We start from the raw sequence: 13,957 nt of genomic DNA on the forward strand, positions 1-13,957 counted from the left end.
GACCTCCTCAAGAATTTTGTGTTGCTTCGGTTGTATGAGTCTTAGCTTTATTTTCTCGTAAATAATTGATCAGCGAGTTCGTCCAATCTTGCTTTAAACTGGACTCTTTAACATCTTGATAGCTTGTTAGTTTCTCACCTGGATTGCTATTTAGCAATTCTTGCAGGTATGTGAGTAATTTTTCTGGGTCGTTGTTGACATCCAGCCAGTACATCTTGTCAATTTCTAGTTTAACGACACCCAAGCCACGCGATCGCCCGCCACCCAGAGGTATTTGTTCGGTTTCAAACTGGTGTAAGCCAATCATCAAAAGTCCCAATTCCCCAGGTTCTGCATTCTCGACGACAGCTTTAAACTCAAACTGCGTGCTTGCTGGAACTACTTGGAAATCGTAGAGTTTTCCATCTGCTGCTGTTTCGGTGTCTCTATCAATAGCTACGCCGTCTCTTTCTTGGTATTGTCCAAACCAGGTGTCACGAACTACGGTTAAATCTCTGACTTGGAATTTGCTAGCAATCCAAGGTGAACCGAAGAGGTGAGAGACTAAATCTGTATTTTTCTGAATTACAGATGTTAAAGCAAAGTCGTTCTTATATTTTTCCTTCAATTTATTTAGTTCATCTTCTAGTAGCAAGTCTTCGGCTTGTATTAATTGAATTACCTCTTCAAAAGTCAAATTTAGGAAATTTTCTGTTTTCCCAACTTGGCGTAAAATTATTAATTGCTCTAAATTCAGTTGTTTGATGTTTATAATTTTTGCCTTTGTTGCATGGTCAGGTAATAAATCTTTATCTTGAATGTATTTAATTAATTCATCCAAAGATAAATCTTGAAAATCTTCTGTTATCTGAAGTTGATACAGAATTAGTAATTGTTGTAAATTAAGCTCTTTAATTTTTTTAAGCTCACTAGATGTAAGTGACCATTCTTCCTCGATAGCTGGATTAGCAACTAATTGACGCTCTTTTTTAAGATTCTCATGTCTAAGGATACCACGGAGGAAGCTTTCGAGTCGCGATCGCATTGCACCTTTGAAGCTTGATCCTGGTATTAATGGATTACCTAAACTATCTTTAATTACAGGTAAATCTGAGCCAATTGGTTCACTTGAACGACCTGTACTGATACGTAGTGCTGTGATTGTAGTGAGTGTACCTGTGATTTCTAGGCGATTTTTGAATGTATCGAACATAGCGTTTAAATTTCTAAAGTATTGGGAAACTGTAGAGGCGGTACTTGCATTTTTTGTGGGATAACAGATGTAATAGCAGATTGGATGAATTTGACAAATACCTCGCTTACTTTCTGATAATCACTGCTATTAATTGGCTGAAATCCATGAGCAAACAGTGAGTTATTACGAACTTTTAGAGCATTAATAATTTTATTTGAATTTTCCTGATAAACCTTTCCCAAAGGATCATCAGGAAGTTTACTCAAAAGCTCATAGCTACTTCTCAAAGCTAGTTGAATTACCCCCTTAATAGGAGATCGTTGTTGCTCATATTCATTCCGCAAAGACTCTGGTAATTGCTGAAGGTCAACATCACCGGTTCTAATACCGTAAGTTTTCTTAAGACGAATCTGAGCTAATAGTTCTAAAGCTCGGTAAAGTCTCCCAACAGCGTCATCATAACGCTCTTGAGTAGCACGTCTTTCAGCACTATTTAGTAAGTCTTGTACAATCTCGTAGCCATGTCCTTCCGTACCACTACTGGAATCAAACTTTTCATCTATTTGTCCTCGACTGTTAATCACACGCTTGAGGAATAATGCTAGTTGTCGAATTTCAGTATGACTCATTTGAGGCTCTAGTAACTCTAAAGCTTCCCTATGGTCAAATCTATCCCAAGCATCTAAACCAGAACAACAAGCATATAAAGTTTGAATTTTTCGTTTAGTTTCAGATGGTAATATCATTGAAGATAGAAGTCGCCTTAGTTGTGCGATCGCAGCAGAATAGTTGTACTGTTGTAAGAAAGTTGGTAAAAATTGTTCAATGGTTCGTTGTGCGATTACAGGTGCTACACTTGCTTGTCCAGTTAATTCTCCTCTTTCAATCTTGACAATATTTGTACGGACAGCTGCAGTTACATATACCGAAACTTGATTATCAAGAGCTGCCATTGCCAATCCTACTGACATAGATTTAGTCCCACCTGTATAATCAGCCATGATTTGAGCATCTGGTAATTCTTGTTGAATGCTCTGAATAAATGATGAAACTTTCAGATAGCATTCTGATAAGTCATCTGGTTCTTGAATTAAAATTAAGTCTCGATCTGCTCGAAAGCGATCTTCTAAACCTATCTGAGTAACTATATTAGGTAATTTCTCTACTCGCATTAGGTTTAATGAATCTCGACCTGACTGATAGCGATTTTTTATACCAAGTTGTTCTAATATGAATGCTTCTACCTCTGACGGCATCTTTAAAGTTTCTGTCTGTCTAAATTCACAAGGATTGCTTGTACCTATAATCTGGGATGTACTGCCTTTACTACCATCAGAACAGACAAAAACAACGCGATCGGGTTGAAGAGATCGAACAGCAGTAATAATCGGTTGGTGAGAACCACCAACTGTGATTAATAGAATTTTTGTCATAAAAAATTATCTCCTATGTCTTTCATTTTTATTAATTTATGAACCTATTAAAGCTGTATGTTCACGACTAAGATAACCAAGGTAAAGTTGAGTAAGTTTTAGATGAATATCTTTAGCAACAATTGATTTATTCTTTTCAAGGTATAGCTTAAGTTCCTTTAGCTGTTCACGTTTAGTTTCACTGAGCATAGGATTAGTCAATTCTTTACTATCCTCTGATAGAAATGGCTTAATTTCTTTATCTATACTCCTATTGATGGAATCAAAAATAGCCTCGACATTAGTTGTTAAATCATTTATTTGTCTAATGACTGCGCTGGCAAATATTTCTTTTTGACCATGCTCATTTATTTCTAGCTTCCATATTTTACTAGCATCTTTACGACCAACTTGATAGCGAATATAGTTTTTGATAACTTCTAAAGAAGATGTTGAATCTGTGGCTGTAGTGAGAACATTTTTTATAGGAGAACGTTCTTTTATTTGCTTGATATCAAATTTTTTAGTTATTTGCTGCATTTTAATTATGACATCATCTAATTGTTTACTGAATTCATTTTCAATTCGTAGAGTTAATTGTTGTTCTAAATTAATTACGGAAATCTGGGACATTATTTAAACCGCCTGTTCTCTAAATATATTATGAAATTCATTACAAATTTGTACTTGACCGAAGCCTTCAGAAGTGCGCTCGCCTACTCCTTGCAGTTCTAATTTCAGAAGTTTATTGGTCCATTTTTCTTTCCATTTTTTTTCATTTTGTTTATTTGTACTAAATAAATACACAGCACCTCTATTTGTAACTAATTCTATATCCTTCATCAATCCCCAAGCAGAGTTCCAGCCAGAACGATAGCTATAGCTGCTGTATGCAACTTCTAATTTGAGGAAATCATTTTGTGCTTCAGGATTTAATTTCGCAAACTCATCATCTACACCTAGAAATTCACATAACATTTTTGGAGAGATAACCGTAGTGCGTCGCCAATTTTCTGTGAAGATGCCATCAGATTGTAGGTTTAGGGTAAAATATTTACGACCTTTTAATAGGTTATTTTCCGGTTCTCCAAACACTGACCATAATTGCCAACGTTGTTCAAGTTTTTGGTTGAATTCTTTGATTCTATCTGCAACATTGGTTACAGCATCTTCAATTTTGGCCTTAATTTTAACTTTACCAAGACCGCGTGAAGTTGCACCGCCTAATCTAAATAGCTGAGAATTATCATTAATGAATTGTTCCAGAGATTTAGCTAACTCTTCATTTTTTACAATAATCACACTGCGATAAACAACAGGATGCCAATTTTGTCCTTGAGGATTACTTAAAAACGATTCATTTAAAACTTCAATGCTGTAAAGAATATCATCCTGAGATGTGGTGCGTTGGCGGTTGATTCCTACTCTTGTTAAAAAGCGCGTGCTAACAGAATGACTGCGGTACTGATATTTAATTTTATTGTCGTTAGTTTTGCTATAAAAGCTGCTGTAAGGTTCAACTCGTGCATCAGTCTTGTCTTCTAGAGATTTGAGATCGCTAGGATCGTAAGGATAATTGTACGCATCTGCACAAAAGCGATCGATTAAGGTGTCAAAAACTCCATTGGCTTTAGGTTTAAAACCTGAGTCTGTTTTAGAACTGACGGCGGTTGCAGGTAAAACCATGACCTCATCAGTCACAACTTGAGAAATGATGTCATACTTTTCTTGTTCAGGGTTTTTTTTGTCAATTAAAATTGATTTATTTGCTATCTTGGCAACGGCTGGATAAGCATTCTGAAAAATTGCAGGTTCATCACCCAAAAATAATGCTTCAAATTCGCCACCGCCTGCTGATAGATTTTGTTCTGCTATTCGTGGTATTTGCTGATTAGATAGTTGTAAGATGTGTGATGCGATCGCACCGCGAATGACTGAACCAGGAATATGATCTTCTGCTTCACTCACAGAACCGGGTTTTTTGCCAGCAATCGCTAATGGCGATAAAGCTGTAATCTCTAATTTAATCCGCTTCATGACTTCGCCTCCGGTATTAGCATCTCCCACAATGGATCATCTTTCGATAGTGTTTCCAAATCTTTCCACCGCAGCCAACCCAAACCCGTAGATTTACTACCACCAAGGGCGTGAATGTGCCGCAAGCCTGCTAAAATCAAAGCCTTGGCGTATGGTGGACAGTCGGGTAAAAGATGAATTTCTCCCGTAAATTCCAATTGATTATTTGCTGGAGAAGTTTCGATAAAAAAGAGTTTATTCTCTTCTGCGGTTAAGCGACGGCGGTTAATAGTCACGCCAGGACGTATCACATCTGGTAAATCCTCTCGTTCTATATGACAAATCAAATCATCAACTACAATACGGGATGGAAGTATGGGATTACCAAATATTTGCGAAATTAAGCAGTGATAGCCTCTGTAGCCATCAATTTGGTAACGAGATTGGAATTGTCTACTCACTTGTGCTTCTGTAGGACAAAGTGTTTCAGCTTTTGGTGATGCAAAAATCTCCCATCCTAAACCCCTAGCTAGTTTTTCGCATTCATGGCGTAGTCTCCCTTTAAGTTGGGAAGCAGGAATTAGCAATTGTCCTTGAGCATTGCGGATGATAGGCTTGTCTACAAGGGAACCATCAGAACCACCCGCTCCAACACACAAAGCCGTATCAATTATGGCTGTGAGTTTAATATATCTTACTTGATTTTGGGGTAAGTTACGTAAAGTAATCATGATGCTAAGGTTGGTTGCTGTGATTTTGCAGAATTTAATTTATCCTGTGATTTTTCAATAAACGGGTATAAATCTACCAACTCTCGCCAAATAGTTTCGTAGGTAACTTTTTCCTCAGTTTCTTCTTTCCCCTCTTTTAAAGACATCCAAGGTGCGAGGTTTCCATTATTGGTTGGATCTTTAGGTTTGCACCACGCATCTTCAAACTGTGTTGTGAGGAAATTTTGAGCTTTTTTGTCACTTAGTCGTACTTTAAAATAACGATAATTAAGCATAGCTGTCTGTTTACTCCGTTCTAGTAAACTGCGGATTTGATAAAGCTGAGATTTGGGAAAGTCTGCATTTTTTAAAACCTTAGCAGTTTCTAACAGTCCACCGAGTTCATGCAAGGTATAAGGCGCGGCATACAGCTTGAGTTTTTGCTTTCCAGTCCCAGATTTAGTTAAGCCGTTGGCACGAAATTCGTTAATATTGGACGAAATCATTGTCACAGCTTTCATTACCAAAAAGTCTATTGTTCCACCATAGTATCCATATTTTTTTAGGTCTTTTGCTTGTTTTTTTGCTGATTTAAGTAGCTGCTCTGTCAGCTTTTGTGCATAGTATATCGGTGTGTTTTCAGCCGCGATTAATACACCAGTTGACATACTAAGTTGACACTGAGATGCTAGAGATGATTGTGGTTGGTAGCGATGGAAAAAGCAGCGTTGTGGTAATTTGTAATTTTCTATTTCTGCTAATCTACGTTCAAATTCTTCCCCAATAGTTTTAGCAATAGCCAAAGCTTTATCTGCTGGTACAATCAGCATCACATCATCACCACCAATGGTTAAAATTTCAAAAGGATGAATCCAAACTTCTTTTATACTTTTTCTTTCTGCTTGTAAATTCGAGTTTAATTTATGTGGCTCAAGATGTTCTGTCAAAGCTGCATATACAGATTTTTCGGTGGCGTCAAAAATATCCCGACTAAACTGTTTGTAATCTTCGGGATTTTGAATTTTTTTCTGGATGTAACCACCCATGTTATTACCATCTGCATAAATATAGGCAACAAAACCAGAAGAGGTACTTGCATCACCAATTTCTCTCACAGACATGGCTTCTTTAACCCGATTGGGATGAAGATTTTCTGAGCGGATTTTGCCGTAATATTTATGTGGTGTTTTGTATAAAAATCTTTCAAATTTGTTAACCCAAGTTTCAATAACTGCTTCACTACCGGGTTCCCAATCAAAACCTGTCTGTTCATACCATTTTGTAGAACTATTATCTCTTTTAGCTATTTGTCCTACTAATCGCTTACGTGCTGAAGCTTCTGAAAACCAAGGGTCACCAGGAAGTCCCTGACTTGAATCGTCGGGAGAGGTTTTAGCTTGCATTACAGCCGAACGGCGATCGCCCTCATCTCGTTTAAGATAAGGATGGGTTTCAAACATTGGTGGATACTGCCGCGAAGGTCTATCATGCTCCGGTAAACTATTACCATTACGCCTCTGATTAAATAGAGATGCTAGCTTACCTGCTAGTTCATTAAATGTTTTACGTTCTCTAAAGGCTTGTTCTGGAGATGTATCAATTTGCTCAAAATAACCTTTGATTAATGGATTGAATGACTTATTATCCCAATTCTCACAACATTTTTCTAACCAAAATGTCTGGTCATCATTTTTTTTGGGTAATCGACCAAAAATTATTTCTAAGGGCTTAAATGTATCACCTACGGCACAGGAATTAGCGGTTAAAGTTTCCTCTGTATAACGTTTTTCAATAGCATTAGCTAAATCATTTACAAAAGCAGCAGGACAAAAAGCTAAGATATTTCCACCAGTAGAATATATGATTAACTCTGGAATGAGTACCTTTGAAAGCTCAGGAAAATTTTCTGATTTATCTAACCAATCTTCTCTCACTTTTTGACAGTAATCTTTGGCACGTTGACACTGCTCATAATCTGGATGATTTTCGCAACCAAAGAAAGCAGGTAAATCAATCAAGTTAATTCTATCAAGTAAAGCTGAAGCACCGCGAATATCTGGCAGTTTAGCTGCTTCAAATACATATTGTTTAATCTTAGTTGCACCACCATAAACCAAGCCAACTTGAGAATTCCAAAATTGTGGATAGTCTTGTTGATATTTTTTTAACTCCTCCACTGTTTTGGGAAACGGTAGTTTTCGCAACATCTGCACTTGTTCAAGATAAGGAATTATCTCTATCGGAACTTCTCCTTCTGCTTGTAATTGCTGTTGCATTTTTTGCATCGCGCTTTTGTCATTACCTGCGTCGTTACACAACAGACACCAGGCTAATCCAATATCAGTTTGGCTGAATGAGTTTAGTTTCATACGAAAAGCAATTGTTTATTGACGTGATACCAATTTGAAAAAAGAATGCGAAAGATAGTTGGGTGAAATCAAGTCCAAGCAAGGCTTTCTCAATCCAAAATCCAAAATCTAAAATCCAAAATGGTATGAGGAATTCTGTGAACTTGTCATAATATTAGGTGAAATGGAGTTTTACATATTCAGATTCAGCTTAGTCGAGAAAGATAATTATTTTTTTGATATAAAAGTTGACTTCACGCACTTGAGTATAGATTCCGGAACACTTTTTACCCGTCCCCGCACCCAAGGACCGCAAGTTATTTCCAAATATGGCTCCTGCTTGTGAACCTCCTCTATCTCCTCCAAACGACTGTGAATAACTGCTACTGGTATTAAATTTCCCCTGTCCCGACAAAACTCATGCCAAGCATCCACTTTTTCTGGCTTGGAACTAATAATCAAATAGTGAGTACAAGCTTCTAAAATAGGCAGTTTCTCTGGCTGTACCATCCCACCAACATCCACAATCACCAAAGACTTTTGCTTCCGCAGTTGTAATATTGCTTGAGCATGATAGGGAAAAAACCGTTCTGTCAAAGCCCCCTTATTCTGTTTCTTGAAGGCTTCGATCTCATCATGAGTCGCCTCTGCACTTAATTCCAAAATGTAGTTCCCTTCTCCATCCCAGTGAGCGCGTTGTAAGTAAATCTCAGGATGTTCGGATAATAAAGCTTGAAACAAAGCATGAGATAGTACGCTTTTACCGCTATCTGGCGGTCCTACTATCATCAACGCCGGACACAGCCCAGCTTCTATGTTTCTTTTTTCCTTCCCAGGTGCATGATTTTGGCGTCCATTTGATAGATTGATAGGAATGACTTGACCGATACGGACTTGATGGGAGTTTGTGACGGACACCACTGCTCCTAAACGGGGGTCATAGCAAGCCACCCAATCGGTACGATTTAGTTTGTGAGTGAGGTAAGAATAGAGCCACATCGGTGCGCGACCGGAAATCGCCACGCCACCAGTGCTATCGATACCAACAGGTAATTCTAAGTTTTGTATATCTTGCGGTTCTATCAGACGATCGCTTCTGGTCAATTCAATTGACAGCACCTGGTATCTAAAACCCTGTACTACAACTGATTCACTCAGATGCAGGCGCAAAGCTGCGATAGTGACCTCACTCATGTGGATTGGTAATCTTTGTTTCTCTGTCATTATGGCATATTCAGTAGAAGAGGGGTCTTCTATTAAATCTGTTATTGTTACAACTATATTCATCAAGATGCTGATACTTTCAGAACTAGTTGGGAAAATTATTGCTACACAAGGCTTTTTATGAGAATATTAAGTTTTATGTCAATGATAATCTTTTATGTAACGTATTATTAAATACTTTATATAACTAAAAAACTATGAAACAAACTGTTCCAGCCGCTTGTATAGACCAATACTGCAAGGGGTGAGGAAATTGTAGGTTGCGTAGAGCGCATAAGCGAAACCCAACAAATGCTGATAAATGTTGGGTTTCGTTCCTCAACCCAACCTACTGCTGAAAAAGGACGACACAGATTGTGACCATCGCGTATTAAAGATAGGTTGTAAAATTGACTGAAGATTTGTTTCTCCCACTTACCCCAGAAATTTTGCAATGGCTGGCTGCAGGACAACTTGCCAATCGGCTACAACGATCGCTGCGGTTGTGGGTGCTCGTCAACAAACTCTACAGTACTCAGACAAACTGGGTAAACAAACTCCCAACACCATTCACATATTCTCAATTGCGGGATTACTTATTTGCCTACCGCCATCCTAAAAGCGATCGCCTAAACGCTCAAGACATCACCGCGCAATGTGGCGATCGCAGTTGCATTTGCCATAAAACTTTTTCAGAAATAGTCTTCGAGCAAAACTTCTATCTGAGTGTTGACAAATGGCAACAATCCATGATTCAACTAACAGGAATAACTGAAGAGGAACTACAAAAGGGACTGCAACAGCGTCCTTTTGCCACCGTGCATCGTTCTCTCAGGGATGACCTCAAGCAACTCGTCCGCCTGGGTTGGTTGCAGACAGAGACACAAAAGTATCGCTCTGTTCTGGTACAAGATTTACCCACTCCCCCAACTCAAACAACCACAGAACTCAGTCTGCTTTCTCTAGACCTAGCACAGACATGGGAACTACTGCAAATCTTAGAATCAATCTCCTTCGTACAGCCAAACCTATCGTTAATTATAGGAAAGTTATGGGAGCAAATAGCCAACTCTTCTGCCTCTAGAGGGCTTTATGCCAAAGACCCGCACCAAAGAATATTCCTGCACCTAGACTATATCCTTTCCCAACAAATGCAAGACCGAGTCGATAATTATCAGGAACAGCTAGAACAGCTTTGGCGCAAACCCCCTGGTAGCGTAGTGCAATTCGAGTATTGGATAGCAGCAACAGAGAACAAAGTCAAAGTCACTGTTTACCCAGTTTGCCTGCATTACCGACGCCGTGCTAAATACCTCAGTGCATATGGCACAGACCCCCATGGTAATATAGCATGGCACAACTACCGCCTAGACCGCATTGCTTGCGATCGCCTGCAAGCCCTGACATGGGACGATCCCCTGATTCCCAAAATATTAAAGCAGATGTGGCATACAGGAAATTTACCTGTACCATCATATGTTGACGCAGAACTGAAAGCTGCTTGGGGTTTTAATTTTTATCTTAAAAAAGAATTACTCGTTCTCCGTTTTCCAACAGATTTTGCCAAGTGGTACGTGGAAAACACGACAAGACATCCTACCTTTTGTGCAGTTTCCTACGACCAACTCCCAAAATTAATTGTTAAAAATATTTCAAACGAGCAAGAACGCCAACAGTTGTTAGAAATTATCAGTCAACGTTCTAAAGACGATGCTTATTACAACGCCTGGATACGAGCTAGCGATATCAACGTCCTGATGCGCCTGCGAGAATGGCGACCAAAAGGCGAAGTTATTGCGCCCTTATCCATTCGGCAACAAATGATAGCAGAAGCAGCACAAGAATTAGCTAATTATTCTGAAAAATAACAATTTTCCCACTCAAACACAATATGCGTATACATAGCCACAACGAGTTGTCATGTTAATATTCTCTCTACTGATTCTAGAGACAGATGTTGCTAGGAAACAAATATAGTTAGCTTCCTAGTGAACTATCCTCAAATTAAATATATATGTGTACTAATTGTCAAGATAAAATAGGTATTTCACTTGCATACCATAATTTCATGCAAGAGTATAAAAATTTTTTGAAGTCTTCGACAAAATTTAAACAATTGCGTTTAGTAATTAACACGGTTGAAAATTCTCAGATTCAAATAGTTTTGTACACACAAGCTCTAAAAGCACACTTAACTGCTATCGTCGCTTATATACAACTTGTTTCAATACATGAGCAGCTTTTTCAAAGATACTTGGATAGCATTCATGAGTAAGATTTAATCATACTTTACCACTCCCAATACTACTCGGAGCAAAGGAAATTAGAACGAGCAGCGGAAATTAGAACCCCGGTAACTTCTGCGAAACCGGGGTTCTAACACCTCAATTATCCTTATTGCTTCCACTCCCCACTCCCTAATCCCTAATCTGGAACAACAATCTTGTCCAAGCCCTTTTCTGCTGCTGGGTATTGTGGATTCATTGATTCAAGTGTATCAGCGATTGTACGGGCAACAACTAGATTTCGATACCACTTCTTGTTTGCTGGTACTACATACCACGGAGCATAAGCCGTTGAGCAATGATTAATTGCGTCCTCAAAGGCTGCTTGGTAGTCATCCCAAAACAGGCGTTCTTTAATGTCACTATGAGAAAATTTCCAATACTTATCTGGGTTTTGTAATCGACTTTCCAACCGTCTTTTCTGTTCGTCTTTAGAAATATGAAGGAAAAACTTAATTACCCTAATCTTGTTAAGAGTGAGCATATGCTCAAACTCATTAATAAGTTGATAACGTTTTTTCCAAACCTCTTGAGGTACTATCTGCTTTACCCTAACAATCAGAACATCTTCGTAGTGAGAGCGGTTAAAGATAGAAATCATTCCTTGTGGTGGGACTCGGTGATGGTAACGCCAGAGAAAATCATGGCTTAATTCCTCTCCACTAGGTGTTTTGAACGACCACACGTGACAGCCTTGGGGGTTAATTCCGCTAAAAACGTGTTTGATTGTGCCATCTTTGCCACCTGTGTCCATTGCTTGCAACACAATGAGTAGACTGCGCTGGTGTTCTGCATACAATCTCTCTTGCAAGTTTTGAAGGCGCTGGCGCTGGTATTCTAGTTCATCTTCAACGTTTTTTTTGTTTTTGTAGTTTTCAGAGGCATTGGGATCGACATCAGCTAAGACAATTGGTTTGTCTGGTCGAACTTGGTAGCTAAGATGGCTTGATGTATTCATAGTAATTTTGTTGTATATTGGCTCCCTGTGTCACTGGTTACTGGTTACTGGTCACTGGTCACTGGTCACTGGTCACTGGTCACTGGTCACTGTTAAAACTCAGGAACTAAGTTGATAATTATTCAGTCATTATACATAGTTAAGTAAACCCTCTTTTATAGCGGTTTTTAAGTAGGTGCAACACACTAAAATTTAAGGAACCGCAGATGCACGCTGACGCACGCAGATAAATTCTTCTGGGATGGGCTTCTTGCTTGTCGCTTAGAAGTGATTCGCCCGTCTTTTAGGAGTCGGGCGAGACGCCCGTACCACAAGAAATAATGATTTGTACACCAACCAGGAGTTTCCTGGGATTGTCTCGGCTAAAAAGCAAGAAAATATCATAACTCTAGTAAGATGCATCTCAATCAAATTTCTGCTTTACCTATGGCTTTGCTAATCTCTGTGACGACAGTGGGAATGCATACACCTATTGCTTCAGCAGAGGAAGTAAAATCTTTTGATTCTCCGTTACTTATATCTCAGAGGTATAGGGAGAGACGCAAGATCCGAGCGGTATCGGGACCGGATGACCAAGGACGGTGGCGGTTTAACAAACCCAGTGATGTCTCAGATGATGAAATGCGAGCACAGGGTTGCGTTGATGTTGGCTCAAGAAATGCACAACGTTGGCGCTGTCCTAATGACACAATTCGGGTAGATATTTATAGTCGGGATTATAACGATCGCTATAATGACCGATATGGTAGGGATCGCTATGACGACCGATACGATCGCAGAGGTTCTTCTTACACCCAAAGGTTGCGAGCGGTATCTGGACCTGATGACCAAGGGCGCTGGCGATTTTACAAGCCAAATGATGTTTCGGATGACGCTATGAGAGCAGAAGGCTGCGTTAATGTTGGAACACAAATACCTTGGCGCTGTCCGAGTGACAGAATCCGGGTACAAGTTTTCGAGAGAGATTCTGGCGATCGCTACGATGACCGATATAATAGGCGTCCCTATGAAAGACGCACGATCCGAGCAGTATCAGGACCCGATGACCAAGGACGTTGGCGGTTCAACAAACCCAGTAATGTCTCAGATGATGAAATGCGAGGAGAGGGTTGCGTCGATGTTGGACCAAGAAATGCACAACGTTGGCGTTGTCCCCAAGATAAAATTCGGGTTGAAGTTGGTCGTTGATAACACCTATCAGGTTATTTATATTAATATATGCGAAGGCATATATTTTTTTTGCCTTTTGTTTTCAATGATACACTCTGCCAATGATGAGCGCAATGACGATTGGAATAACAATCGGGATGGCAACAATCAGCCCCCATTTACCAACTTGAATTTCTTCTCCTTCTGACTTTAGGAAAGCTACCAAAGCCACTACTCCCATTAAGATCCATATACACCCGAAAGCAATAAATATAACAAATATAGAGTCTTGCATAGAGTTAAAAGCAACATTTAATTTGTAGTAGCGTTTTAGTACTAAGGCATTACTATAGCTTAATACAGAAATTTTGCTCTCGATTATAAGTAAAAGGCGGTTAGCTCACAAGAGAAACCGCCTGAAATTTAGTACTTTAGTGAGAAGCCTTAATTACCACCAGAGGTAACAGCTTTGTAGTGCTGAGCAGTGACTTCACCCTTGGCATACCAATTACCATTTTTGTCTTGACCGTACTGGTTGCGAACGCTGTTCCAAGCAATTTGACGCGCACCTTCTTCGCTGATACCGTCGCTTTGAGCAGCATTGAAAGCAGCAACGAAAATCTGCTGAGCTTCTTGGGGCAATTGTTCTCTTAAGTCTTGGGCTAACTCATCAACTTTCATTGATTTACTCCTATTCTCTAG

At 39.3% G+C, this 13,957-nt stretch carries 12 protein-coding genes; 2 read left to right on the forward strand and 10 right to left on the reverse strand.

Features of this window, described 5'->3' with window-relative positions; translation table 11 throughout:
• Positions 1–7: 7 nt before the first annotated feature.
• The 7 genes from csx7 to crn3 all read right to left on the reverse strand — a co-directional run bounded on the left by csx7 (position 8) and on the right by crn3 (position 8,947).
• Entirely contained in the window at positions 8–1,192 is a 1,185-nt protein-coding gene (gene csx7 / locus WA1_RS52135) for a type III CRISPR-associated RAMP protein Csx7 (RefSeq protein ID WP_017741236.1), read from the reverse strand.
• A gap of 5 nt (positions 1,193–1,197) precedes the next feature.
• The gene (locus WA1_RS02070) at positions 1,198–2,607 is read right to left on the reverse strand and encodes a TIGR02710 family CRISPR-associated CARF protein (RefSeq protein ID WP_017741237.1); all 1,410 of its coding nucleotides are present in this window, start codon (positions 2,605–2,607) and stop codon (positions 1,198–1,200) included.
• A gap of 36 nt (positions 2,608–2,643) precedes the next feature.
• Positions 2,644–3,219 carry a hypothetical protein gene (locus WA1_RS02075; protein WP_017741238.1) on the reverse strand — a complete coding sequence of 192 codons (576 nt, stop codon included), beginning with the start codon at positions 3,217–3,219 and terminating at the stop codon, positions 2,644–2,646.
• Positions 3,220–3,222: 3 nt separating this feature from the next.
• Positions 3,223–4,623: a type III-D CRISPR-associated RAMP protein Csx10 gene (gene csx10, locus WA1_RS02080; protein WP_017741239.1), complete on the reverse strand. Its 1,401-nt coding sequence runs from the start codon at positions 4,621–4,623 to the stop codon at positions 3,223–3,225.
• The gene (locus tag WA1_RS02085) at positions 4,620–5,333 is read right to left on the reverse strand and encodes an RAMP superfamily CRISPR-associated protein (RefSeq protein WP_017741240.1); all 714 of its coding nucleotides are present in this window, start codon (positions 5,331–5,333) and stop codon (positions 4,620–4,622) included. The genes csx10 and WA1_RS02085 overlap by 4 nt, the downstream gene beginning before the upstream one ends.
• Entirely contained in the window at positions 5,330–7,681 is a 2,352-nt protein-coding gene (gene cas10, locus WA1_RS02090; RefSeq protein ID WP_017741241.1) for a type III-B CRISPR-associated protein Cas10/Cmr2, read from the reverse strand. Before cas10 ends, WA1_RS02085 begins: the two co-directional genes overlap by 4 nt.
• 207 nt (positions 7,682–7,888) lie before the next feature.
• On the reverse strand, positions 7,889–8,947 hold the full coding sequence (crn3, locus tag WA1_RS02095; RefSeq protein ID WP_272819049.1) for a CRISPR-associated ring nuclease Crn3/Csx3: 1,059 nt from the start codon (positions 8,945–8,947) through the stop codon (positions 7,889–7,891).
• A gap of 326 nt (positions 8,948–9,273) precedes the next feature.
• Between crn3 and WA1_RS02100 the strand changes: the two genes are divergently transcribed.
• Complete coding sequence (locus tag WA1_RS02100) at positions 9,274–10,731, forward strand: TIGR03985 family CRISPR-associated protein (protein WP_017741244.1); 1,458 nt, start codon at positions 9,274–9,276, stop codon at positions 10,729–10,731.
• A 556-nt stretch (positions 10,732–11,287) separates the two neighbouring features.
• Here WA1_RS02100 and WA1_RS02110 read toward each other — a convergent pair.
• Positions 11,288–12,106 (reverse strand): polyphosphate kinase 2 family protein, encoded by an 819-nt coding sequence (locus WA1_RS02110; protein WP_017741246.1) that lies wholly within the window; start codon positions 12,104–12,106, stop codon positions 11,288–11,290.
• Positions 12,107–12,532: 426 nt separating this feature from the next.
• Here WA1_RS02110 and WA1_RS02115 point away from each other — a divergent pair, with 426 nt between their 5' ends.
• The gene (locus tag WA1_RS02115; RefSeq protein WP_201789059.1) at positions 12,533–13,294 is read left to right on the forward strand and encodes a hypothetical protein; all 762 of its coding nucleotides are present in this window, start codon (positions 12,533–12,535) and stop codon (positions 13,292–13,294) included.
• 64 nt (positions 13,295–13,358) lie between these two features.
• Here the strand turns inward: WA1_RS02115 and WA1_RS02120 are convergent, their stop codons facing one another.
• A complete protein-coding gene (locus tag WA1_RS02120) occupies positions 13,359–13,550 on the reverse strand; it encodes a hypothetical protein (RefSeq protein WP_017741248.1) in 192 nt (63 codons plus the stop codon).
• A gap of 149 nt (positions 13,551–13,699) precedes the next feature.
• Positions 13,700–13,936, reverse strand: coding sequence for a ChaB family protein (locus WA1_RS02125; RefSeq protein WP_017741249.1), 237 nt, complete (start codon positions 13,934–13,936; stop codon positions 13,700–13,702).
• Positions 13,937–13,957 lie beyond the last annotated feature (21 nt).

It is taken from the genome of Scytonema hofmannii PCC 7110, assembly GCF_000346485.2.
Lineage (GTDB): Bacteria > Cyanobacteriota > Cyanobacteriia > Cyanobacteriales > Nostocaceae > Scytonema > Scytonema hofmannii.